This window comes from Megamonas sp. (assembly GCF_986095205.1).
In genome coordinates this window covers 1-24,983 of record NZ_CFQVBI010000066.1, presented here as the reverse complement: position 1 = coordinate 24,983, position 24,983 = coordinate 1, and the positions used below count along the sequence as shown (strand labels likewise).

Annotated in this window: 23 protein-coding genes and 1 tRNA gene; 12 read left to right on the top strand and 12 right to left on the bottom strand. The window is 30.5% G+C overall.

The window, feature by feature from the left end:
* Positions 1-14: 14 nt before the first annotated feature.
* From AC5LAX_RS09460 to AC5LAX_RS09425, 8 genes are all read right to left on the bottom strand, one after another.
* On the bottom strand, positions 15-956 hold the full coding sequence (locus tag AC5LAX_RS09460) for a carbohydrate kinase family protein (RefSeq protein ID WP_288908944.1): 942 nt from the start codon (positions 954-956) through the stop codon (positions 15-17).
* 69 nt (positions 957-1,025) lie between these two features.
* Positions 1,026-1,868, bottom strand: a complete 843-nt coding sequence (locus AC5LAX_RS09455) for a class II fructose-bisphosphate aldolase (RefSeq protein ID WP_008538186.1) — start codon at positions 1,866-1,868, stop codon at positions 1,026-1,028.
* A 34-nt stretch (positions 1,869-1,902) separates the two neighbouring features.
* Positions 1,903-2,310, bottom strand: a complete 408-nt coding sequence (locus AC5LAX_RS09450) for a tetratricopeptide repeat protein (RefSeq protein WP_018998910.1) — start codon at positions 2,308-2,310, stop codon at positions 1,903-1,905.
* A 14-nt stretch (positions 2,311-2,324) separates the two neighbouring features.
* Positions 2,325-3,608: a PTS sugar transporter subunit IIC gene (locus AC5LAX_RS09445; RefSeq protein ID WP_288908942.1), complete on the bottom strand. Its 1,284-nt coding sequence runs from the start codon at positions 3,606-3,608 to the stop codon at positions 2,325-2,327.
* A 24-nt stretch (positions 3,609-3,632) separates the two neighbouring features.
* Positions 3,633-3,938: a PTS sugar transporter subunit IIB gene (locus AC5LAX_RS09440; protein WP_008538183.1), complete on the bottom strand. Its 306-nt coding sequence runs from the start codon at positions 3,936-3,938 to the stop codon at positions 3,633-3,635.
* 85 nt (positions 3,939-4,023) lie between these two features.
* Entirely contained in the window at positions 4,024-4,479 is a 456-nt protein-coding gene (locus tag AC5LAX_RS09435) for a PTS sugar transporter subunit IIA (protein WP_008538182.1), read from the bottom strand.
* Between the two features lie 11 nt (positions 4,480-4,490).
* Positions 4,491-6,443, bottom strand: coding sequence for a BglG family transcription antiterminator (locus tag AC5LAX_RS09430; RefSeq protein ID WP_018998908.1), 1,953 nt, complete (start codon positions 6,441-6,443; stop codon positions 4,491-4,493).
* 153 nt (positions 6,444-6,596) lie between these two features.
* Entirely contained in the window at positions 6,597-7,472 is an 876-nt protein-coding gene (locus tag AC5LAX_RS09425) for an HAD family hydrolase (RefSeq protein WP_167625273.1), read from the bottom strand.
* A 186-nt stretch (positions 7,473-7,658) separates the two neighbouring features.
* On the opposite strand from AC5LAX_RS09425, the gene AC5LAX_RS09420 reads away from it, so the two are divergent.
* Together AC5LAX_RS09420 and larC are read left to right on the top strand one after the other, a co-directional pair.
* A complete protein-coding gene (locus AC5LAX_RS09420) occupies positions 7,659-8,147 on the top strand; it encodes a hemerythrin domain-containing protein (RefSeq protein ID WP_204922738.1) in 489 nt (162 codons plus the stop codon).
* A gap of 130 nt (positions 8,148-8,277) precedes the next feature.
* On the top strand, positions 8,278-9,087 hold the full coding sequence (gene larC / locus AC5LAX_RS09415; protein WP_288908941.1) for a nickel pincer cofactor biosynthesis protein LarC: 810 nt from the start codon (positions 8,278-8,280) through the stop codon (positions 9,085-9,087).
* A gap of 120 nt (positions 9,088-9,207) precedes the next feature.
* Here larC and AC5LAX_RS09410 read toward each other — a convergent pair.
* From AC5LAX_RS09410 to AC5LAX_RS09400, 3 genes are all read right to left on the bottom strand, one after another.
* A tRNA-Arg gene (locus AC5LAX_RS09410) sits at positions 9,208-9,284 on the bottom strand.
* A gap of 73 nt (positions 9,285-9,357) precedes the next feature.
* Positions 9,358-10,719, bottom strand: coding sequence for a PFL family protein (locus AC5LAX_RS09405; protein ID WP_204920775.1), 1,362 nt, complete (start codon positions 10,717-10,719; stop codon positions 9,358-9,360).
* Between the two features lie 48 nt (positions 10,720-10,767).
* Positions 10,768-11,040, bottom strand: a complete 273-nt coding sequence (locus AC5LAX_RS09400) for an ACT domain-containing protein (protein ID WP_008538176.1) — start codon at positions 11,038-11,040, stop codon at positions 10,768-10,770.
* Between the two features lie 195 nt (positions 11,041-11,235).
* Between AC5LAX_RS09400 and AC5LAX_RS09395 the strand changes: the two genes are divergently transcribed.
* Genes AC5LAX_RS09395 through AC5LAX_RS09385 form a run of 3 tightly spaced genes read left to right on the top strand, consistent with a single transcriptional unit; the run spans position 11,236 to position 14,378 of the window.
* Entirely contained in the window at positions 11,236-12,981 is a 1,746-nt protein-coding gene (locus AC5LAX_RS09395) for a B12-binding domain-containing radical SAM protein (protein WP_282927680.1), read from the top strand.
* Positions 12,981-13,934 (top strand): tRNA modification radical SAM protein MnmL/YtqA, encoded by a 954-nt coding sequence (gene mnmL, locus AC5LAX_RS09390; RefSeq protein WP_008538173.1) that lies wholly within the window; start codon positions 12,981-12,983, stop codon positions 13,932-13,934. Before AC5LAX_RS09395 ends, mnmL begins: the two co-directional genes overlap by 1 nt.
* Before the next feature lie 18 nt (positions 13,935-13,952).
* Positions 13,953-14,378, top strand: a complete 426-nt coding sequence (locus AC5LAX_RS09385; protein WP_288908938.1) for a GNAT family N-acetyltransferase — start codon at positions 13,953-13,955, stop codon at positions 14,376-14,378.
* Positions 14,379-14,437: 59 nt separating this feature from the next.
* Here AC5LAX_RS09385 and AC5LAX_RS09380 read toward each other — a convergent pair whose 3' ends face one another.
* Complete coding sequence (locus tag AC5LAX_RS09380; RefSeq protein ID WP_115151298.1) at positions 14,438-14,857, bottom strand: MerR family transcriptional regulator; 420 nt, start codon at positions 14,855-14,857, stop codon at positions 14,438-14,440.
* A 105-nt stretch (positions 14,858-14,962) separates the two neighbouring features.
* On the opposite strand from AC5LAX_RS09380, the gene mgrA reads away from it, so the two are divergent.
* The 7 genes from mgrA (at position 14,963) to AC5LAX_RS09345 (ending at position 24,868) form a co-directional block, all read left to right on the top strand.
* Entirely contained in the window at positions 14,963-15,952 is a 990-nt protein-coding gene (gene mgrA, locus AC5LAX_RS09375; RefSeq protein ID WP_288908936.1) for an L-glyceraldehyde 3-phosphate reductase, read from the top strand.
* Positions 15,953-16,113: 161 nt separating this feature from the next.
* Entirely contained in the window at positions 16,114-19,638 is a 3,525-nt protein-coding gene (gene nifJ, locus AC5LAX_RS09370; RefSeq protein ID WP_288908935.1) for a pyruvate:ferredoxin (flavodoxin) oxidoreductase, read from the top strand.
* 144 nt (positions 19,639-19,782) lie between these two features.
* The gene (locus AC5LAX_RS09365; RefSeq protein ID WP_288908934.1) at positions 19,783-20,733 is read left to right on the top strand and encodes an ABC transporter substrate-binding protein; all 951 of its coding nucleotides are present in this window, start codon (positions 19,783-19,785) and stop codon (positions 20,731-20,733) included.
* A complete protein-coding gene (locus AC5LAX_RS09360) occupies positions 20,730-21,470 on the top strand; it encodes an ABC transporter ATP-binding protein (RefSeq protein WP_018998898.1) in 741 nt (246 codons plus the stop codon). The genes AC5LAX_RS09365 and AC5LAX_RS09360 overlap by 4 nt, the downstream gene beginning before the upstream one ends.
* Positions 21,460-22,206 (top strand): ABC transporter permease, encoded by a 747-nt coding sequence (locus tag AC5LAX_RS09355; protein ID WP_288908933.1) that lies wholly within the window; start codon positions 21,460-21,462, stop codon positions 22,204-22,206. Before AC5LAX_RS09360 ends, AC5LAX_RS09355 begins: the two co-directional genes overlap by 11 nt.
* A gap of 525 nt (positions 22,207-22,731) precedes the next feature.
* A complete protein-coding gene (locus AC5LAX_RS09350) occupies positions 22,732-23,334 on the top strand; it encodes a cytidylate kinase-like family protein (RefSeq protein WP_018998896.1) in 603 nt (200 codons plus the stop codon).
* Between the two features lie 109 nt (positions 23,335-23,443).
* A complete protein-coding gene (locus tag AC5LAX_RS09345; RefSeq protein WP_117584908.1) occupies positions 23,444-24,868 on the top strand; it encodes a glycoside-pentoside-hexuronide (GPH):cation symporter in 1,425 nt (474 codons plus the stop codon).
* Positions 24,869-24,983: the final 115 nt, after the last annotated feature.

Sequence of the window (24,983 nt, the reverse complement as noted above, 5' to 3'; positions counted from 1 at the left end):
ATATCAAACCTTATTTAAATTACTATATAATTATTTTTCAAAAAATGTTTTAACTCTGTTAAATTAGGTAAATTTCCTCTACTACCTAATTTTTGAGTATTAATACTAGCAACTGCACTAGCAATTTGTATTGTTTGGGTAAGAGAAAAATTATTTATTAAGCCATAAAGAAAAGCTCCATGATAACTATCACCACAACCAGTAGTATCTATAATATTTTTTTGTTTAAATGCTGGCTGATAAATTATATTATAATTATTATCCATAATATAGCTTCCTTTATCGCCTAATGTAATACCAGCAATATAAGAACCTTTTTCGATAATAATTTTTAGTGCTTTAATAGTATCTATTTCATTTGTATATTTATTAGCAAAATCTTTAGCTAAAATACATATATCAGATTTTTGAGCTAATAGATCATTGAATTCATTATAGCGATTGGCCCCACCATCAAAAGATATTTTCACATTGTAATTTTTAGCTATAGTAATGGCATCAGATAAGATTTGTTTATGTCGACCATTTATATGTAAGATTTTACTATTTTTTATTACATCAATAAATGGAGATATATCAGATAGTTCTGTAGTTGTACTTGGTGTAAAATAAATGGCTCTATCACCAGTTGATTTTTTTACTAAAATTGTAGCAGAAGCAGATTGTTTATTTTTCTCAATTTGTATATAGGAGGTATCTACATCATATTTGAGATAATCTGAAAGAATAGATTTTCCAATAATATCATCGCTAATTTTATCAATCATAATAGTTTTAGAACCTAATTTAGAAGCTGTAGATAAAGCAGTACCTACAGGACCACCAGAAGAACAAATAAAATCTAAAGTAGGATGAACTTCTCTACCGTTAGGAAAATTTTCTATTATCATTAAAGTATCTAAAGGAGTAGCGCCAATACCAACAATATCGTATTTTGTATTTTGATTAAATTTCATAATATAACATTCCTTATATCTAGGGAATATGCCTATTGGATAAATTTCCAATAGGCATATTTAAATAAATTATTTATTTAAGAAAATACCAATTTTGTGTTTAACAATTTCATAAACAACTTCATTACAAGGTACAATATTATTTCTTAAAGATGCATTTTCTTTGGTAGTAGCAAATTTTTCCATTGCTTTTTTTGTCCATCCCACTAATAATTCAGTGCCTACATTGAATTTACGAACACCATAATTAGTACATTTATGAATATCTTCTTCTTTTACACCAGTACCACCATGAATAACAAGTGGAATATCTACTGTTTCATGAATTTCTTTTAATAAGTCAAAATTTATATCTGTTTTAGATTTATATTGACCGTGATTTGTACCAACAGCAACGGCTAAAGCATCAACATTTGTTGCTTCTACAAATTGTTTAGCAATTTTAGGATCTGTATATTTTACTTCATGAGCAGCTACAGCAATACCTTCTTCTGTACCACCTATTGTACCAAGTTCCGCTTCTACAGAAACTCCTCGTTTATGTGCAAATTCTACAACTTCTTGTGTACGTAGAATATTTTCTTTTAATGGTAATGCGGAACCATCAAACATTACAGAAGAGTAGCCATTTTCAATAGCTTCTTTGATGTCAGTAAATTTAGCAGCATGATCTAAATGTAAAACAATATCTAAACCTTCATTATCAGCCATATATTTACAAACACTAGCTAATACACCATAACCAATGTAACGAGCTGTACCAACACTAGTTTGGATACTGATAGGTGAACCCATATCTTTAGCTGCACGGATCATATATGGGAGCATTTCTAAATTATGAGTATTGAATGAACCAACTGTAAAATTATATTTATCAGCTTTAGCTAGAACTTCTTTTAATGTAGTATACATAACAATTAACCCCTTTATATAAAAAGATATCAAATTAATAAGTAGTAGATTTTTTCATTGTTTCTTTATTTAATTTCATTAAATTGTCTATTTTTTCTAGATAGAATTGAATTAAATTATCATCTTTAGCTAAGGATGCTTCTTTACGTTTTATATTATAAAGTTTTAATAAATCTGTAGAAGCTTTACCTAATGTAGGTTGTTTCTTTAGACTTTGTTCGTAGTAAGAGATAGCATCATCAATTTTATTGAGGTTTGTACAAACTTCACCTAATTTATTAAGTATTTCAATAATATTATTATCGTTAGATGTAGATAACTGTTCTTTAAGTTGAATAAATTCTTTTTCTAAAGATTCAGTGTCAATAGTTTTTTTTATATTTTCGTTAGCTGAATTTTCATTGTTATTTGTACCAAATAGATTTTTAAGGAATGAAAACATTTAAATATCACCTCTTATTGACCAGCACCCATAAGTGGAATGATAATCCAAGCATATAAGAGCGCAGCTGCTATAGTATCAACATCAGTAGCAGTAGCATTTACAAATCCTAAAGAATCAAATATGCCAACTAATAAAGCAGGAAGAAGTGTAATGAAGAAGCCATGAACAATACCACCAATAATTGCTCCACGTTTACCACCAACAGCATTACCAAATATACCTGCAGTACCACCAGCAAAGAAGTTAGTTAACATACCAGGTAAAATCATAGCTAATCCAAAAACTGGTAATATGAACATAGCAATAATTGTACCAATTGTTGTTGTAATAAATCCTAAAATTACTGCATTTGGAGAATAAGGGAATAATACAGGGCAATCGAGAGCAGGAATTGCATTTGGAACTAATTTCATAGCAATACCACGGAATGCAGGAACAATTTCACCTAATATTAAACGAACACCAGATAAGAGTACATATACACCAACTACAAATTGAATTGCTTGTAGAAAGGCGAATACTAAATAATTTGTAGTACCAGATAAATCTTGACAAAATGCAGGACCAGCAAATAATGCTGTAATGATATAGAGCGGAACCATTACTACCATTACGGATAAATACGTATCTTGTAAAAATTCAAATTGTTTAGGTAGTTTTATTTCTTCAACAGAATCTTTAGGATTACCAACAAGTTTAGCAACACCAGCTTCTACAAGATAACCAATTGTGCAGAAATGTCCTAAAGCAATATCATTACTACCGGTTATTTTTCTTATGATGGGTTGAGCTATAGCTGGCATAGCAACAGCAAAAATACCACCGATGATACCACCTATGATTACCAGAGTAAAACCTCTAAATCCAGCAAAATAACCAAAAGCTGTACACATAGTAGCCATCCATAAAAGAGCTTGACCAGTTAAAAATATATATTTCCATTTGGTAATACGTGCTAAAATAATATTTACAATAAATATAGCTAAGAATGTAAATGCAATTTGGCTTCCTAAACCGAGCTTATTCATAGCTTGACCATTAATAGCTTCGATTGAAGGAATAATACCACGTAAACCAAAACCTTCTGTAAAAATTTTTCCAAAATAAGTTAAACTGCCAACGATAATTGCAGAACCAGCTGATAGAACCATAAATCCAAGAAGGGTTTTAAATGCACCGCTCAAGCAATTTCCAAAAGATTTTTTTTGGAGAATTAATCCCAATAAGGCAATTAAAGCTAGAGTAATACCAGCTTGAGTAAGGATGTTATTGATTATAAAATTAATAATTTCCATAAAAAGAAGCCTCCTTTAGTTAGTTTATAAAGCACCTATTTCTTTAAGTACAGGAGTAAGTTTTTCTTTAATTTCATCTTTACTTACAATATTTTTTAAATAAATAAGTTTTGTTTCATTTGGATCAATATTAAATTTTTCAAATTGAGTCTTAAAATTAGAAGCTGTTAATATAATATCAGGTCGCATAGAAACAGCTGAAGAAATATCACAATGATCTAAATTTGCTTCTGCACCAATTTGAGCTAAAACAGTTTCAACAGTCATTTGACAAGCAAAACTACTACCAAGACCAGCACCACATACCATTAAAATTTTAGGTTTTTTCATAATAAAATCTCCTTTTTACATCTTTTTAATATTAATTTAAATTTTAATAAATAAGTTTATAGATATATTTAAGAAATAATAGTTATTAAGCATTTTGTTCAAATTTATTTAATATAGAAATAAATTGTTCAATATTATCAATTTTTGATAGTTGTTCGATTTTCCAATTTTCGTTAATAACATTAACTAATGATCTCATAACATCAAGATGAGTTGTTGGATCTGGAGCAGCTAAGCAAAAAATTATTTTTACAGGATCATTTTCAGGATTACCAAAATTAATAGGATCCTTAGTCGTCATAATACTTAATCCCATGCTCTTTACACCATCTTCACTTCGAGCATGCGCAAGAGCCACTCCTTTAGCAATAACAATATATGGTCCATAATTTTTTACTGCATCAATCATAGCAGTAATATATTCAGGATAAATATATTTACTATCAAGAAGTGGTTTTGCAGCTACAGTTATAGCTTGTTGCCAATCAGAAACCGATTGATGTAATAAAATTTTATCTGGACTTACAATATCCGTTAACATTAAAAAACCTCCTAATCTATATTATTTAATAATTGCATTAGTGTTTCAAATTTTGGGTCTGTAACTAATTTATAGGAACCATATTTTTCTATAAAAGCTTTATAGATACTTTTAAAAATATTTTCCCATAATTTGTATAAATGTTTAGGAATACTTAATAAAAATATTACTTGTACTTTTTCTTTATTCCAAATAATAGGATTTTTTAAGACACCTACAGAAATAGTAACTTCTGACATATGATTTTCTAAGGCATGAGGTATAGCAATCATACCACCAATTTCAGTAGAAGCCATATTTTCACGTTCAAATATTGATTGTTTAACTTGATTATCAATATAACCATGTTGAATCATAGCATCAGCTAGTTGTTCAATAGCATTATATGAAGATGTAGCTTCTAAAGAAGGGAAAAATAAATCTTCTTTAAAAAATAAACGATAATTAGTGAAATTATTTTCTTCATTTTTATTAAGTTGTTTTTCTACTGAAAGTAAATCATCTTCTGTCATAATAGGTTCTACTAAAATAAATTTTTTATTATCTAGTTTTGGAATAGGAACTGTAGAAAATATAAAATCAACACTGTTTATAATTTGCTCAGTTAATTCATAAAAACTCATAACACGAGTGATTTTTAAAATACCACCAAATCGTCTTTGTAGTTTACTTTTTAATAAAAGAGCAGTAGAAAGACCTGTAGCACATACAATAATAGCTGTTTTGCCCATTTCTTCGTTTAATTTATTACGTTCTAATGAGGCACCAAAATGGATGGCTAAAAAACCAATTTCGTTTTCATTTGTTTTAACATTTTCTTCTTGTTCGATTACTTCACTAGCAATTATCGCCATTTCAAAAGCTAATGGATAATTATTTTTTATAGATTCTAAGATACCATTGCGGATATTCATATTAAATTTTAATCTGTTAATTGCCGCAATTAGGTGAATAGTAAGACCAGAAATAAGTTCATTATCATCAGATAAATCAATATTTGTATTTAATTTGATTTTTTTTAATATATTAGATATTAATTGTTGACAATTATTTCTAGTTTTAGTTGATTCTATAAATTTTTGACTAGCTATAAAATGTTGGGTTAAATAATAGCTTTCGTTACTTATATCTACGCCTAGTTGTTGTTGAATGATAGATAATATTTCTTTTGCTGATGAAAAATAAGAAGATTGTTCTAATTTTTTTCGTTCATTTAAAGTATATTCAACAGTATTTTCTCTATTTGAACGACACATAATAATTATTATGTGAACTAAAAGATTTTTGAAAGCAATATCTGTTAGGCGTATGTTATGTTTTAAGATAACTTTCATTAAAATATGTTTAACAGAATTGATTTCTTCTTGAGAAAAGATATCTTTTACAAATTTATTATTGGTAAAATTAATTAAATCATCTCTATTAAATATATATTCAGAAATGCAGTAACGTATATTTGTTTCATTTCCATTTATTTTTATACCATTAAATCTGTCTGATATGAGTTCAAGATTAAAACGTGCTAAGCTTTTCTTTATATCTGTTAAATATTTTTTTAATGTAGACAAGCTAATAAATAATTCTTCGGCTAATTCTTCTTGATTAACTATTTTGTTGTGTAAAGAATTTAATAAAATTCTAGCAATTATAAAAGAAATTCTATCATTATAATCAAAAGGAACAATATTGTCACCTGTATAGTTAATATATGAATTTAATTTATATTTTTCAGTGAGAACCGAATATTTTTCTTGCTCATCAATAACTAATTTGTAACCATTGCCTGCTTCTGATAATATATGAGCACCATATTTTTGGATACTTGAGTTTAAGTCTTTAATATCTCTTCGTATAGTGCTACGACTAACTCCAATAAGATTAGCTAGATTTTCACCTGAAATAGCTTTTTTATGTTTATTTAGTATTTTTAAAATAGATAAGATACGTTTATTTTGTATTGGCATTAGATTTATTTCACCTCCTGTCAATTACTATACTTTTATTATATTTAGATAATTTTGAAATGTTAAGACATGTTATGAACACATGCTATGTTCATTTTTAACTTAAAAATAAAATCTCTCTTTTAATAGATATTATAAAGAGAGATTTTTAAGTTATTTTGTAGTTAATATTTTTTTATCGTTTAAATAGCATTGATTTAATTTTTCAAAGGCAACAGTTTTATCAATAATTGTTTTTATGAGTAAGTCAAGTTTACTATTTTCATTATAATCAGCAGGAGCAAAATATTTGATGCGATTTTCAGTAAATAGTTTAATGACTTTATCCATATTAGATAATTGAGGATTATATACGCAGATAGAATGACCACCATAGCTATTTACTAGTTTCATACAAGGAATATCTGTTTCACTATCGCCAATATAGACTATATTTCTAAAGGGCACACGAATTTTTTCTTCAGGTATAGAATCGTTTACCGCAGGGTCATTTATATCTAAAAAACCTTTTTCAATGCGAAAGAGAAATTGTGTTTTATTTGTATAATTGACGGCTTGAGCGGGCCATTTGGCTATGCCATTATCATCAAAATAAAATGAGCTTGCATAGATTTTTTCAAATTCACCAGCTTGAGCCATGACAGTACCTTCAATCATCTCTTTTAAGCCACTTGAGATAATATAATGCTCAATGATGATATTATGTTTTTTGCCATAATCGCGAATGCGTTTGAACCATGTTTTGACGCCAGGAAAAAGTTCAACTTTGGCTCCATAATCAGCAAGTATTTTTTTATCTAAACGGAAATTTCCTTGAGATTTTTCTACCATTTTATACATATAAGCTAAATTTGTATCCATATCGTTGGCTTTTGCCAAAGCATTTGATTCTTCCCAGAAATTATTTACATCATAGCCTATATCTTGAATAAAGCCTTGAGCTTGCATATCTTTAGGTGATAAAGTCTTATCAAAATCATAACAAATGGCAATAACAGGAAATTTTTCTTTATATTTACGTTTGTACATGAAATCACCTCTAATCTTTATTTTATTATAATCATTTAGTATATACTATGGAAATTTTTTATAAGTTTTTAAAAATATGTTGGAAAAACAACATATGCTTAATATGATTTATTATATAATGATATATGAAATTTAGATGATTGTTAATTGAGTATAAATTTTTTGTTATTTAGGAGAGGCTATTTGATGAATATATTTGAAATTTTAAGAGAAGAACATGATAATATCAGTAAATTTGTAGATAAATTTGAAATTATGGCAATAGATTTGATGGAAAAAAATGAAATATCTATTGAAGAATATACAAAAGCTATAGAATTTATCCGTGTATATGCAGATAAAACTCATCATCAAAAAGAAGAAGAACTTTTATTCAAAGCTATGCTTGAAACGAAAGATGAGATGGCAAATAATTTAGTAAATCATGGTATGATTGTAGAACATAATTTAGCTAGATTATATGTATGGGAATTGGAAAATGCGTTGAAAGCGTATCAAAAAGATCCTACAGTAAAATTGAAATTAGCGATAGTTACAAATACAATGTCTTATGTTTATTTACTTCGTAGACATATAGATAAGGAAAATAGAGTGGCTTATCCTTATGGTGAACGTTTATTATCTAAAGAAGTAATAGAAAAATTAAATGAGCAAGCACAAAATTATATGAAATAACAAAAAAGCCTATTATGATGATTTAAAATTTATTTAAATTATTATAGTAGGTTTTTTCATTTTTTTATTGACATGAAGTTAAGTTTAACAGTTAATATATAATGTAGATAGAAGACAAAGGAGCTAGATTATGAATAATATATTGTATTTAGAATGTTATGCCGGTATTAGTGGAGATATGTTTGTAGCTTCGTTATTAGATTTAGGTGTAGATAAAAATTATTTAATGGAAAATTTACAAACATTACCACTAGATGGTTATAAAATAGAAATTAGCCGTGTGAAAAAAATGGCACTTGAGGCTTGTGATTTTAATGTAATTTTGGATATAGATAATCATGACCATGATATGAATTACTTACATAGTAAACATCATGAGGCTCATCACCATAATCATAGTCATGAACATCATCATCACCATGAACATCGTGGTTTAAAAGAAATTGTAGAAATAATTAATAAATCACAAATAACAGATAGAGCAAAAGAAATAGCAATAAGAATTTTTAATATTATTGCTAATGCAGAAGCAAAAGCTCATGGTGTAAGTATTGATGAAGTTCATTTCCATGAAGTAGGAGCAGTGGATTCAATAGTAGATATAGTAGCTGCTGCTGTATGTATAGATAAATTAAATATAGATAGAGTTGTTTGTCCAAAGATATATGAAGGTCAAGGCTTTGTGCGTTGTCAACATGGTCAAATTCCTATTCCTGTGCCAGCTGTAGTAAATATTGCTATAGAACATGGTTTAAGATTACATTATACACAGATAAAAGGGGAATTAATTACTCCAACAGGGGCTGCTATTATTGCAGGTATTCAAACAGAAGATAAATTGCCAGAAGAATTTATCATAAAGAAAATTGGTATAGGTGCAGGGAAAAGAAAATATGATATACCAAATGTAGTTCGTGCTATGATGATTGAAGTTAAATAAAAAAATAAGAGACTTTATAAATGATAAAAAATTTATAGAGTCTCTTTTTATTTATGAATTAAAATTTTATATTTAGATAACAAAAAAGCCTTAGCTATTGCTAAGGCTCTGATTTCAAAGTGGTGCGTCCAGCAGGATTCGAACCTGCGACCGCACGCTTAGAAGGCGTGTGCTCTATCCAGCTGAGCTATGGGCGCGTTCCTTGAGAACATTTAATATTATATCTATATATTACGTGTTTGTCAACAACTTTTTTAAAATTTTTTTAAATTAATTTGTTAAGCTACGTACAGGTGCAGGAATACGACCACCACGAGCAATAAATGCATCAGAACTATATTCACTGCGAACTTTAATAATAGGGCAATGACCGAGTAAACCACCAAAGTTAACAGTATCGCCAACTTTTTTACCAGGAACAGGAATAACACGAACGGCAGTAGTTTTATTATTAATCATACCGATAGCAGCTTCATCTGCGATGATACCAGAGATTGTAGCAGATGGAGTATCTCCTGCGATAGCGATCATATCAAGACCTACAGAGCAAACGCATGTCATAGCTTCTAATTTTTCAATAGAAAGACTTCCACAGCTTACAGCATCAATCATACCAGCGTCTTCACTTACTGGAATGAAAGCACCACTTAAACCACCAACATGAGAGGAAGCCATTAAGCCACCTTTTTTTACAGCGTCATTTAATAAAGCAAGAGCTGCTGTTGTACCTGGAGCACCACAAGATTCAAGACCCATTTCTTCTAAGATATGAGCAACACTATCACCAACAGCAGGAGTTGGTGCTAAGGATAAATCGATAATACCAAATTGTACGCCAAGACGACGAGAAGCTTCTTTAGCTACTAATTGACCTACACGAGTGATTTTGAATGCAGTCTTTTTAATTGTTTCAGCAACTTGTGTAAAATCTGCACCTTTTAAATCTTCAAGAGCATGTTTTACAACACCAGGGCCACTTACGCCAACGCTTACTACTTTTTCAGCTTCACTAACACCATGGAAAGCACCAGCCATAAATGGATTATCTCCAGGAGCATTAGAGAAGATAACGAGTTTAGCACAACCAATAGCTTCACGGTCGCGAGTAAGTTCAGCAGTGCGTTTTACTACTTCACCCATTTCACGAACGCAGTCCATATTGATACCTGCTTTTGTAGAACCTAGATTTACAGAAGAGCAAACTAAGTCTGTAGTAGCTAAAGCTTGTGGAATGGAATTGATGAGAATTCTATCACCATTTGTATAACCTTTTTCAACAAGAGCAGAAAAACCGCCGATGAAATCAATACCAATTTCTTTAGCAGCTCTATCCATTGCTTCAGCAACAGGAACATAAGTATCTGTCTTGCAGGCTTCAGCAGCAATAGCAATAGGAGTTACAGAAACACGTTTATTAATAATGGGAATACCATATTCACTAGAAATATCTTCACCGGTTTTTACTAAGAATTCACCAGATTTTGTGATTTTGTCATAAACATTATCACAAAATTGTTTTAAATTAGGGTGAGCACAATCACGAAGACTAAGTCCTAATGTAATCGTACGAACATCTAATTTATTTTCTGTTATCATACGATTAGTTTCTAAAATATCATTAATAGTAATCACAAAAGTTCCTCCTAAATTCTTCAGTTAATTAATAAAGAATATTTAAAATTAGCCGATTGTATGCATAGCATTGAAGATATCTTCATGTTGAGCTTTGATATCTACGTTAAGCTGAGCACCTTTTTCTTTGAGGAGTTTTTGTAAATCCTGTAATTTAATGTTTTTGTCAGTCATTTCAGCAATTAGAACCATATTGAAAAAGCCATTCATAATATTTTGGTTGATGCTGATAATATTTACTTTGTTTTCAGCAAGAACATTACTTACAGTGGCAATGATGCCTACACGGTCTTTTCCGATAACAGTTATAACGAGTTTCATTTATACTTCCCCTTATTAATTTTATAGAGTTACTAAATTATTGTAACAGTGCTATTATATCATTAATAATAGTGGCTTGCATTAGTTTTTGCTAAAAATACATTGTACATATATAATAATATAGGTATTATTTTATGATATGAGATTTTAATAATAAGATGATAAAAATAAGAGATTAAGTTAAGAGGAGTTTTTATGAAAGTTTTATTGACAGCGATAAATGCAAAATATATACATTCATCTTTGGCAATTCGCTATATATACAAAAATTGTCAAGATTTATCTTGTGATATAGAGATGCTAGAAGTATCTATAAATAATCATTTGATTGATATTGCTAATCAGATATTTGATGCTAGACCAGATATATTGGGAATTTCTTGTTATATCTGGAATATTGAATTAGTGAAACAATTGTTGCCACTTGTGCATAGATTATTGCCAAATTGTAAAATTATCTGTGGCGGGCCAGAAGTTTCATATGCTACAAAAGAATTTATGCAGGATTTTCCTATGGTGGATTTTGTAGTGCGTGGCGAAGGTGAAAAAGCTTTTCATGATTTATTGCAAGCTTTATTAGATGAAAAAAATAATGAAGAAATTAAAATCGCTGGTATAGCAAAGAGAAATAGTGATGATACTATTGATGAGAATATTGCCGTTACTGTAAGTGATTTAGATGAAATAATTTTCCCTTATGATGATAATGATATCGAAAATTTAAAGGATAAGATAATTTATTATGAAAGTTCAAGAGGTTGTCCTTATTCTTGTAAATATTGCCTATCTTGTGCGACTAAAGGTGTAAGATATCGCTCTTTAGATAAAGTTTTTGCCGAACTAAGTTATTTTATAAAACATAATGTTCGTCAGGTAAAATTTGTAGATAGAACTTTTAATGCAGATAAAAAGCATTATTTACCGATTTTAGAATTTATTGCTAAACAAGATTGTAGAACTAATTTTCATTTTGAAATAGTAGCTCACCATATTGATGATGAAATCAAGGCTGTACTTAAGAAAATGCCAAAGGGTAGAGTACAATTTGAAATAGGTATTCAATCTACGAATTTAAAAACTTTAGGTCAGATAAGTAGGGCAAATCCATGGGAAGAAATGACAAATAATATAAAATCTATCATGGCTTATGGAAATATTCATCTGCATGTGGATTTAATTATTGGTCTTCCTTATGAAGATATTACTTCTTTTGCAAAATCTTTTAATGATGTATATTTATTGCAAGCGGATATGCTTCAAGTGGGCTTTTTGAAATTATTAAAAGGTGCAGCAATGAATGATTTAATACAAGAGCATGATTATGTATATATGCCACAAGCACCATATCAAGTAATAAGCAATAAATATATGGATTATGCCACTATGCGAAAATTACAGATTTTTGTAGATGTATTGGAATTATATTATAATGCTGGTCGTTTTAAATATACGATTATTAATTTAATCAAACAATATAATCAAGATGCCTATACATTTTTTGCTGACTTTGCTCAATATTGGCAAGCTAAAAAATTGCATTTAGCACCACACGCTCCTAAGAATTTATATGTATTTTTATATGATTTTATTGAGCAAAATTCTAAGATAAAAGATAAAGAATATATTTATAATGTATTGAAATTTGATGCTTTATTGACAGATAAAGGTAAGATAAAAATAGATATGTTGCCATGGAAAGAAGTAGATAAAAAAGTAACAGATGATTTTTATATGAGTGAAAAAGCACTAGCTTATATTAATAATTATCAATTTAAATCATGGCGCGATTTGAAAAAGAAATTTTCGATAGAAGTTTTTGCCTATGATATGAATGAAGCGAAATCATGTCAAATAAAAGCAAAAGAAAATGCAATGATTTTTGCCTATGAAGATGGTGGAGTATTTTATCAAGAAATAAAACAAGGAGATATAAATTTATAATGATATATTATGCTTTTTCCGATTATTTAAAACAGCGTTATGGCGAGAAAGTTTATAAATTGCCTATAGGGTTACCACTTACTTGCCCTAATCGTGATGGTTCATGTGGGAAATTTGGCTGTACTTTTTGTGGTAGCATCGGTGCAGGTTATGAAAATTTACCACCAGAATTATCTGTAACAGAACAAATTCGCATGAATAAGGCTCATATAGTGCCTAAGTATAAGGCAAAAAAATTCATACCGTATTTCCAAAATTTCAGTAATACGTATATGCCACCAGAACAATTAGAAAAATATGTATTAGAAGCATGTGCTAGTGATGATATAGTGGCTATTTATATAGCGACAAGACCAGATTGCATAAATGATGTTTATTTAGAAATCTTAGCTAGAATTGCTAAAGAAAAAAATATTGATATTTGTGTAGAATTAGGTTTACAAACAATAAATTATAAGACTTTAGAAAAAATAAATCGCGGTCATGGTTTGGCAGAATATATTGATGCAGTATTGCGTATAAAGCGTTATGGATTATTATGTTGTACTCATGTGATTTTAGATTTACCATGGGACGATGATAAAGATATGATTGAAACTGCTAGAGTGATTTCTGCACTCGGCGTTGATCAGGTGAAATTACATGCACTTTATATCGTAAAAAATACAAAAATGGCTCAGCAATATGAAAATAAAGAATTTGAAATTATCTCCTGTGAGCATTATAAACAAAGAGTAATTGATTTCTTAGAACATTTATCTCCAAATATTGTTTTACAGCGATTAATTGGTAGAGCGCCAGCTGAAAATACTTTATTTAGTAATTGGCAGACAGGTTGGTGGAAAATTCGTGATGAAATTGTAAAAGAAATGGAAGAAAAAAATCTTTATCAAGGTCGTCTATGTAATTATTTAAATGGCAGTGCTGTACAAAAATTTTTAGTCAAAGAATGATGTAGGGATTTTGATTTTATGGAAATCATTTATAAAGATGAAAAAGATTTTACGAAAGAAAATATAATAGAATTGTTTTTATCTGTTGATTGGCAATTATCGGCTAGTAATCCTGATAAATTATATACAGCATTAATTAATTCGCCAACGGTATTTACTGCGTGGGAAAATAATAAATTAGTAGGCTTAGCTAGAGCTTTAGATGATGGCATATTTACAGCATATATTCACTATGTATTAGTAAATCCTAAATATCAAGGTAAAGGTATTGCCAGCAATTTAGTAGAGATGATAAAAAATAAATATAAAGATTATCTTTATATTGAATTGATGCCTGATGAAAAGAAAAATGTTAGTTTTTATCAAAAATTAGGTTTTAATATAGTAAAAGAAGGCACACCTATGCAATTGTGCAATCCTGAAACTATGAAAGTTAAATTATAAATAAAAAAGCTATAATAATTTAAGGAAAAATTTCTAGTTAAATTATTATAGCTTATATTTCAATTATCGCATTTATAATCTTGCCAATTAGGTAGAGCAGTATGATTATCCACAGCTGTTTTCATAGCTTGATAATAAGCTAATTTTTTTTGAATATGCTTATAATCGTGTTGCATTTTTGCTAATTGTGCTAGAATATGATTTTTTTGATTGGTCAATAATTTTAAAATATCATCAATATGTGAAGGCTCTTGCTGCTCATATTGAAAAAATTCTTGTAGTTGAGCGATACTCATACCAGTATTTTTAAAACAGCAGATAGTTTTTAAACGATTGATATGTTTTTCTAAATAAATGCGTTTTCCTGATGAATTGCGAGGAATATCAGTTAAAATGCCTACTTCTTCATAATAGCGAAGCGTGGAAGCTGGCAGATTGAATTTGGCTGATACTTCACGAATTGAATATTGTTTATCCATAATAAAGCCCCTTTATCATAGTAATATCTTGACTTAAAGCGTACTTGAATTAGTATTATGATAATTATAAAAAAGATATTGACTAAAAGTAAAGGGGCGTTTTTCATGTATATAGCAGACAAAGACAGATATAATAAGTTAGAATATGCTAGATGTGGTAAAAGCGGTTTGAAATTGCCAAGAGTATCTTTGGGACTTTGGCATAATTTTGGTGATAACAATGATTTTAAAACTATGCAAAAACTTTGTTTCACTGCTTTTGATAATGGCATAACTCATTTTGATTTGGCAAATAATTATGGCCCTCCTTATGGTAGTGCAGAAATAAATTTTGGTAGAATTTTAAAACAAGATTTGAAAAAATACCGTGATGAATTATTAATCAGTACAAAAGCTGGCTATGATATGTGGGAAGGCCCTTATGGCAACTGGGGCAGTAGAAAATATTTGATTGCTAGTTTAGACCAAAGTTTAAAACGCATGGGTCTTGAGTATGTAGATATTTTTTATCATCATCGCATGGATAAAGACACTCCACTTGAAGAAACTATGGGAGCATTAAATCAAATAGTACAAAGTGGAAAAGCTTTATATGTAGGTTTATCAAATTATGATGGTGAAACTTTGGCAAAAGCTAGTGAGATTTTAACTCAAATGCATTGTCCATTTATCATCAATCAAAATCGTTATTCCATTTTCGATAGAACTATTGAAAACAATGGCTTGAAGGAAATGGCACATAAATTAAATAAAGGTATTATAGCTTTTAGCCCATTAGCACAAGGATTGTTGACAAATAGATATTTGAAAGGTATTCCTGAAGATAGTCGCATAAAAACTGATGGAAGATTTTTGAAAGCTGAAATTTTGACAGAAAAAAAATTAATGCAGATTGCTAATTTAAATGAAATAGCAAAACAGCGTGGTCAAAGTTTAGCTCAGATGGCATTGGCTTGGATTTTAAAAGATAACATAGTTACAAGTGTTTTGATAGGTGCATCAAAGCCAGAACAGATTTTAATGAATTTAGAAGCAATGAACAATATAGCATTTTCCAGTGAAGAATTGAAACTTATAGATGATAATAGTTTATAAAATTTTCTATATGAGTATGGATTTACCACTGATAAATTATAGATATAAAAGGTATATTCATAGTTGAAAAATATTATAAAAAGTTGTATCATAAATATGTGTTATAGTTTAAAATGCCTATAAAAGGGTATATATATATAGAAGGGAGCTTATTTGAAAATATGAGCAAACATATGAAAACTATGGATGGTAATACTGCTGCGGCGTATATATCTTATGCATTTACAGATGTAGCAGCTATTTATCCAATTACTCCATCATCTCCAATGGCAGAAGTTGTAGATGAAATGGCAGCAAAAGGTAAGAAAAACCTTTTCGGTCAAAAAGTACGTGTTGTAGAAATGCAATCTGAAGCAGGTGCTGCTGGTACAGTACATGGTTCTCTCCAGGCTGGTGCATTAACTACTACTTATACTGCTTCTCAGGGTCTTTTATTAATGATTCCTAATATGTATAAGATTGCTGGTGAATTGCTCCCAGGTGTATTCCATGTAAGTGCTCGTGCTCTTGCAACATCTTCTCTTAATATTTTTGGTGACCAACGTGATGTTATGGCAGTTCGTCAAACTGGTTGCGCTATGCTTGCTGAAGCTAGTGTTCAAGAAGTTATGGACTTAAGTGCTATTGCTCACCTTGTAGCTATCAAAAGTCGTGTACCATTTGTAAACTTCTTTGATGGTTTTAGAACTTCTCATGAAATTCAAAAAATCGAAGTTTTAGATTATGAAGATTTAGGCAAAATGCTTGATTGGGAAGCTGTAAATAAATTCCGTCATAATGCTTTAAATCCAGATCATCCAGTAATTCGTGGTACTAGCCAAAACCCTGATATTTATTTCCAAGGTCAAGAATCTGCAAATCCTTATTATGAAGCTGTTCCACAGATGGTTGAAGATGCTATGGCTGAAATCAATAAATTAACAGGTCGTAACTATCAATTATTCAACTACTATGGTGATCCAAATGCTGATCGCGTAATCATTGCTATGGGCTCTTTATGTGATACAGCTATGGAAGTTGTTGATTACTTGAATGCAAAAGGCGAAAAAGTCGGTGTTGTATCCATTCACCTTTACAGACCATTCTCTGTAAAACATTTCTTAAATGCACTTCCAAAAACTGTTAAGAAAATTGCTGTTATGGACCGTACAAAAGAAGCTGGTTCTATCGGTGAACCTTTATATCTTGAAATTCAGTCCGCTCTTTATAATAGCGATTTACGTCCAACAATCGTTGGTGGTCGTTATGGTCTTGGTGGTAAAGACGTTACTCCAGATCAAATCTTTGCAGTTTATAATGAACTCAAAAAAGATGCTCCTAAAAATGGCTTTACTATTGGTATCAATGATGATGTTTCTTTCACTTCTTTACCAGAATATCATGAAGATATCGACCTTACACCAGAAGGAACAACTGCTTGCAAATTCTGGGGCTTAGGTTCTGATGGTACTGTAGGTGCAAATAAAAGTGCTGTTAAAATCATCGGCGATAAAACAGATATGTATGCACAGGCATATTTTGCATATGACTCCAAAAAATCTGGTGGGGTAACAATGTCTCACTTGCGTTTTGGTAAAAAACCAATTATGTCTCCATATCTCATCAATAAAGCAAACTTCATTTCCTGTTCTCAACAGTCTTATGTAGATAAATATGATTTACTTGCTGGTTTAAAACCAAATGGTACATTCTTATTAAATACACTTTGGACTGATGAAGAATTAACAGAAAAACTCCCTGCATATATGAAACGTTATATTGCAGAAAATAATATTAACTTCTACACTGTAAACGCTGTTAAAATTGCTCAAGAACTCGGTCTTGGCGGTCGCTTTAACATGGTTATGCAGTCTGCATTCTTTAAACTTGCAAATATCATTCCTATTGATGAAGCTGTTAAATATCTTAAAGATGCAGTTGTTACTTCTTATGGTAAAAAAGGTCAACATATCGTTGATATGAATAATGGCGCTATCGACAAAGGTATCGAAGCTCTTCATAAAGTAGAAGTTCCAGCTTCTTGGAAAGATGCTAAAGATGCTGATGATGCAAATGCTAATATTCCTGATTTCATTAAAAATATCCAAAATCCAATGAACCGTCAAGAAGGCGATAAACTTCCTGTAAGTGCTTTCAAAGGTATTGAAGATGGTACATTCCCAGTAGGTACTGCTGCTTATGAAAAACGCGGTATCGCTATTAATGTTCCAGAATGGGATATTGATAAATGTATTCAGTGTAACCAATGCTCCTTCGTATGTCCACATGCTGCAATTCGTCCAGTACTTATGACAGATGAAGAAGTAGCTAATGCTCCAGAAACAATGAAATCCAAACCAGCTCTTGGTGCTAAAGGCTTAAATTTTGCAATCACTATTTCTGCAAAAGATTGTGCAGGTTGCGGTAACTGTGCTGATATTTGTCCAGCTCCAAAAGGTTCTGCTCTTGCTATGAAACCTATTGCAACTCAACTTGCAAAACAAGCTGAATTTGATTATGCTGTTGATGCTACAAAAGTTGCACCTAAGAAAAATCCTATGAAGAAAACTACTCTCAAAGGTAGTCAGTTCGAACAACCACTCTTAGAATTCTCCGGTGCTTGTGCTGGTTGTGGTGAAACTCCATATGTAAAACTCATCACTCAGCTTTTTGGTGATCGTATGATGGTAGCTAATGCTACAGGCTGTTCTTCTATTTGGGGCGGTTCTGCACCATCTATGCCATACACTAAAAACCATAAAGGACAAGGTCCTGCTTGGGCTAACTCCTTATTTGAAGATAACGCAGAATATGGTTTAGGTATGTTCCTTGGAACAAAAGCTGTTCGTGAAACATTATCTTCAAAAATCACTCAAGCTTTAGAAGAAGGTCTTGGCAGTGATGAACTCAAAGCTACATTTGCTGATTGGCAAGCTAACATCAATGAAGGTGAAGGCAGCCGTGAACGCGCTGAAAAATTGACTGAACTTCTTGAAGTAGAAAAAGGCGATAATGCACTCTTAAATGAAATCTATGATAAAAAAGATTTCTTTGTAAAACGTTCCCAATGGATCATTGGTGGTGACGGTTGGGGTTATGATATCGGTTATGGCGGTCTTGACCATGTACTTGCTTCTGGTGAAGATGTTAACGTATTAATTCTCGATACAGAAGTTTACTCAAATACTGGTGGACAGTCCTCTAAAGCTACTCCAGCTGCTGCTATTGCTCAATTTGCCGCTACTGGTAAACGTACTAAGAAAAAAGATATCGGCATGATGGCAATGAGCTATGGTTATGTATATGTAGCACAGATTGCTATGGGTTACGATAAAAACCAAACTTTAAAAGCTATTGCTGAAGCAGAAGCTTACAAAGGACCATCTCTTATCATTGCATATGCTCCATGTATCAACCATGGTTTACGTGCAGGTATGGGTAAGAGCCAACTTGAAACTAAACGTGCTGTTGAAGCTGGTTACTGGGCTACTTATCGTTATAATCCTGAATTACGTGGCACAGATAAAAATCCATTCAGCTTAGACTCTAAAGAACCAACAGGAAACTTCCAAGAATTTATTCAAGGTGAAGTTCGTTATACATCCTTAAAACGTGCATTCCCTGAAATTGCAGATGAATTATTTGCAAAAACAGAAAAAGATGCAAAAGAACGTCTTGAAGGATATAAAAAATTAGCAGGTAAATAATATTTCGTGCTGATAAAATAAAACTGACGCTATTTATTAGCGTCAGTTTTTTATTGCATGAATTAAGTTTTTTTTATATGATATAAAAGGATTAATTAAATAGTTAAGCATATGCATATATTATATAAGAAAGGAATGAATGCTTTGAAAAAATTATTATTAGTAGCAATTTGTATTTTATCTATGCTATGCACAGCTTGTGGTTCAACTACAGATGAAAAAGAAGTAGCAGATAATACAAAAACAGAAACTTTAAAAATTGGATTGATGCCAGACATTGATTCCATACCATTTATTATTGCTCAAGAAAAAGGCTATTTTAAAGAAGAAGGTGTAGACGTAGAGCTACAGCATTTTAAAAGTGCTATGGATAGAGATAGTGCCCTTCAAAGTGGCAATTTAGATGGTGGCGTATCTGATATGCTAGCAGCAGGATTTGCTAAAGCTGGAGGATTTGATGTAAAAATAACTTCTTCTACTAATGGCAATTACTGTTTAATTGCAGGTACTGGCAATACTGCTAAATCTTTAGCGGAAATGAAAGGTCAGAATATATCCGTATCTAAAAATACTATTATTGAATTTGTTTTAGATGAAATGCTTGCACAAAACAATATGACTGAAGCAGATATCAATAAGACAGTAATTCCACAGATACCTACAAGATTAGAAATGTTACAAAATGGTAAATTAGATGGTGCAGTACTTCCTGAACCTATGGGCAGTATCGCTGTAAAAAATGGCAGTTATTTAGTAAATTCTTCTGAAGCTATGAAAATAAATCCAGGCGTAATGGTATTTACAAATGATAGCGTAGAAAATAAAAAAGAAGCTATAAAAGCTATGTATAGAGCTTATGATAAAGCTATAGAATATTTAAATTCTACACCTCAAGAAGAATATATGGATTTAGTTATTGAAACAGCAGGATTACCACCAGCAACTAAAGATGCTTTAGTTATGCCAAAATACATGAAAGCTGCATTACCAGAAAAATCTGATTGGGATAAATCTATAAATTGGCTCAATAAAAAAGAATTAATAACTGAAAAATATAATTATGAAGATATAGTAAGTGATATTTTAACGAAATGATTACCGTAGATAGACTTTATGTAAGATATGATGATACAAATATATTAGAAGATATTAATTTAAATTTGCCAACAGGGATAACTTGTGCAGTGATTGGTCCTTCTGGTTGTGGGAAATCTACCTTATTGAATGTTTTGGCAGGACTACAAAAAAATTATCAGGGTTTAGTGCAAATAAATGGCGAAAATCCTTCCCCTAAAAAACAAACTATAGGTTTTATTCCTCAAAATTATGGATTATTGCCATGGCTTACTGTAAAAGAAAATATTTTATTAGGTTTAAAAATAAAAAAAGAAGCTAAACAAGGTTTACCTCAAAATTTAGTAGATAATTTAGGATTAAGTAATTTATTAAATCGCTATCCTAATAATTTAAGTGGTGGTCAACAACAACGCGTAAGTTTAGCTAGAGCTTTTGCTTTAAAAGCTGATTTATTATTAATGGATGAACCTTTTTCTGCTTTAGATGCTATTACAAGAGAAGAGATGCAAGATGTATTCATTGATTTATGGCAGAAGCAGAAAGTTTCTACTATATTAGTTACGCATTATGTAGAAGAAGCTTTATATTTAGGGCAAAAAATAATAGTGATGACTAGTGCACCTGGAGGTATTTATAAAATAATCGATAATCCTTTATTTAGTGATAAGAATTTTCGTGATAGAGAAATCTTTAGTTCACTAAGTAAAGAAATAAGAAATTATTTGAAGAAAGCAGGTAGTAAGAATGAAAGATAAATCATGGTATTTTTATTTACCTGCAATGATATTATTGCTTATTTTATGGTATGTTATATCTATAATCGTACATTTGCCAATTATTCCTTCGCCTGTTTTGGTAATGGAAAGATTGGGCAATATTTTTACACAAACAATAGCTATTCATGCATTGTATAGTCTTTGGCGAATTATAGCAGGAGTATTTTTAGCTATAATAATTGGTGTACCGATAGCGGTGATGATGGGATATTATAAAAAATGTGATAAGATTTTAGCTCCTATTGTTTATCTGACATATCCTATTCCTAAGATTGCATTATTGCCTATCTTGATGCTTTTAGCTGGCATTGGAGAATTACCAAAAGTTATTATGATATTTTTGATTGTGATTTTTCAAGTGTTAGTTGCCATTCGCGATAGTATAAAAACTATACCAAAAGAAATGTTTTTTCCTTTATATAGTTTAGGTGCATCTTTTAGACAAATTTTCTTAAATATACTATGGCCAGCTGTATTACCAAATTTTATTACATCTTTACGTGTAGCAATGGGGACAGCTATATCAGTATTGTTTTTTACAGAGACATTTGGCACTAAATATGGTATGGGATATTTTATAATGGATTCGTGGCTTCGTGTAAATTATTTAGATATGTACGCAGGTATTGTAGTTTTAAGTTTAATAGGTCTATTTTTGTTTGGTTTTTTAGACTTGGTAGAAAATTATTTTTGTAAATGGAAGAAAAAAGTATAAGAAGATATGGTTCTAGTAGCGATATTAGAACCATATCTTTTTTTTTGTAATTAATTTTAATTTTTTATATAATTTTTTGAAAATTGTATATTGACTTTATATAGGGAGATGGGTATAATTAAACCATAACAAGATTGTAAATTTGTTGATGTAAACGTTTGTTTTTTGTATTTATGTTGAGATTTTTATTAAATTCCAGCTTGTTACATAAAAATTTTTTGAGAAATATATATTGACTTTAAGTGATGAGAATAATATAATGAAGCTGAGTTAAATGAAAATTTGTAAAAATATAAAAAAACATTTGTTCAAGAACTTTAAGATATGTATAAAATAAGTTCGTATTTTGACAAAATGTGTAAACGTTTTCCGTTTTCAATTTTATGAAATTGAATTTTCTAAAAAATCATATGGTTTTATTTATTGATATAATATTGCATTTATAAATAAAAAATATGGTATTTTGAAATATTAACTCGTTATCAATTTCATATTGATAATAAAATAAATGAGTAGGTGATTTTAATGAAGGAAAACACAGTAATAACGGTTAGTAGACAGTATGGTTGCGGTGGTCGTGAATTAGCTGAAATTTTAGCTAAAAAGCTAAATGTAAAGTTATATGATAGACAGATTGTTCATATAGCAGCAGCTAAATTAGGTATCAATGATTTATCTGAACAGGATTTATTAGAATTAGAAAATACTGTTCATCCATTGACATTGACATTCATGCCATTCCATTCTTTCGGTACTCGCATGGGCGAATCCAGCAGAGGTATGTTCTTATCTGAAGCTAGTGTAGTAAGAAAACTTGCTAATGATGGAGCATGTGTTATCTTAGGTCGTTGTGCTGATTATGTATTAGAAGATATGCCAAATCATTTCTCCATTTTCGTTTGTGCAGACGATGAATATAGAGAAAAAAGAGGTAAAGAAGTTTACGAAGGTAAAACTTTAAAAGAATTAAACGAAGAAAATGAAAAAAGAGCTAGATACTACAATTATTACACAGGTAAAAAATGGGGCGAAGCTTCTAACTATGATTTAATTGTAAATACTAGCAATGCATCTTTAGACAAAATAGCAGATGCTATCATTGAATATATTAATAAAGTTCAAGAATAAAAGAACTAAAGAATATAGAAGGGTAACAGCATAGATGCTGTTATCTACATAAGTTTTGTTAATAATTTTTTTATTAAATATTTATAATTTTATTTAGGAGGACTTATAAATGTCAGGTAATAATGGTAATAAACTTATGCAACGCATATCATATGCTTGCGGTACTTTCGGACATGATATCTTCTATATGATGGTTAGCACATACTTTATCATGTTTATCACAAGTAATCTTTTCAACACAGAAGATCAAAGTCATAATGAATACATGATCGGTATCATCATGACAGTAATTCTTGTAATTCGTGTAGCAGAACTTTTCATTGACCCATTCATTGGTAACACTATCGATAAAACAAACACTAGATGGGGTAGATTTAAACCATGGGTTATCGTTGGTGGTTTCGTAGCAGCTTTAAGCTTAGCAATTTTGTTCACTGACTTAGGTGGTTTAACAACATCTAATCCATTACTCTACTTAATTATCTTTGCTATTTTATACTTAGTAATGGATATCTTCTATTCAGCAAAAGACGTTGCTATTTGGTCCATGGTTCCAGCAATGTCCTTCGACTCTAAAGAACGTGAAATTACAGCAACATTTGCTCGTATTGGTTCCGTATTTGGTGCTCAGCTCGTAACAGTAATGGTTATTCCTATCGTATTATTCTTCTCCAAAGACGCTAACGGCGGTGTTGGTGATGCTAATGGTTGGTTAGCTTTCGCTTTAATCGGTGGCGGTGTATCTTTATTAGGTGCTGTTATCCTTGGTCTTGGTACAAAAGAACAAGCTTCCGCTCTTCGTGAAAACAAAAAAGAAACAACTTTCAAAGAAGTATTCTCTATCTTAGGTAAAAATGACCAGTTAATGTGGATCGCTATTACATTCCTTATCTTCTGCTTCGGTCAGGACTTAGTAAACTCCTTCCAGATGTACTATTTCGCTTACATTTTAGGTGATTCCACTTATTTATCCTTCTTAGGTATTATCAACGTTATCATTGGTTTATTAGCAGTTGCTTTATTCCCTGTATTAACAACTAAATTCAAAAGAAGAAACTTATTCTTCTATTCTATCGTAATCATGATCGTTGCATTGCTCATCTATGCTTTCGCTGGTACAAATTCTGTATTAGTATTAATCGCAGCTGGTTTATTCAACTTACCACAGCCACTTGTATTCTTAGTAGTATTAATGACAATCACAGATACTGTTGAATATGGTCAGTTAAAAATTGGTCACCGTGATGAATCCCTTATCCTTTCCATCAGACCATTAGTTAACAAATTATCCGGTGCTGTAACAAGTGCTATCGTTGGTTTCACAGCTGTTTGGGTTGGTATGTCTGGTAAAGCTACAGCTGATAGCATTACTGATAGCAATAAAATGATGTTCGAATTAATCATGTTTGCTGTGCCAATCGTATTCATGCTCATCGCAACATTACTTTACAAAACAAAAGTTACTCTTACTGAAGAAAAACATGCTGAAATCGTTAAAGAACTTGAACGTACTTGGAAAGATATCAGTAAATAATATATAAATATGAAGATAAAAGAACTGTACTAAAATTGAACTGCACCCCAAAAGTTGGACACAAAACAACTTTTGGAGGTGCAGTTTTTTTATGACTAAATACTCAAATGAATTT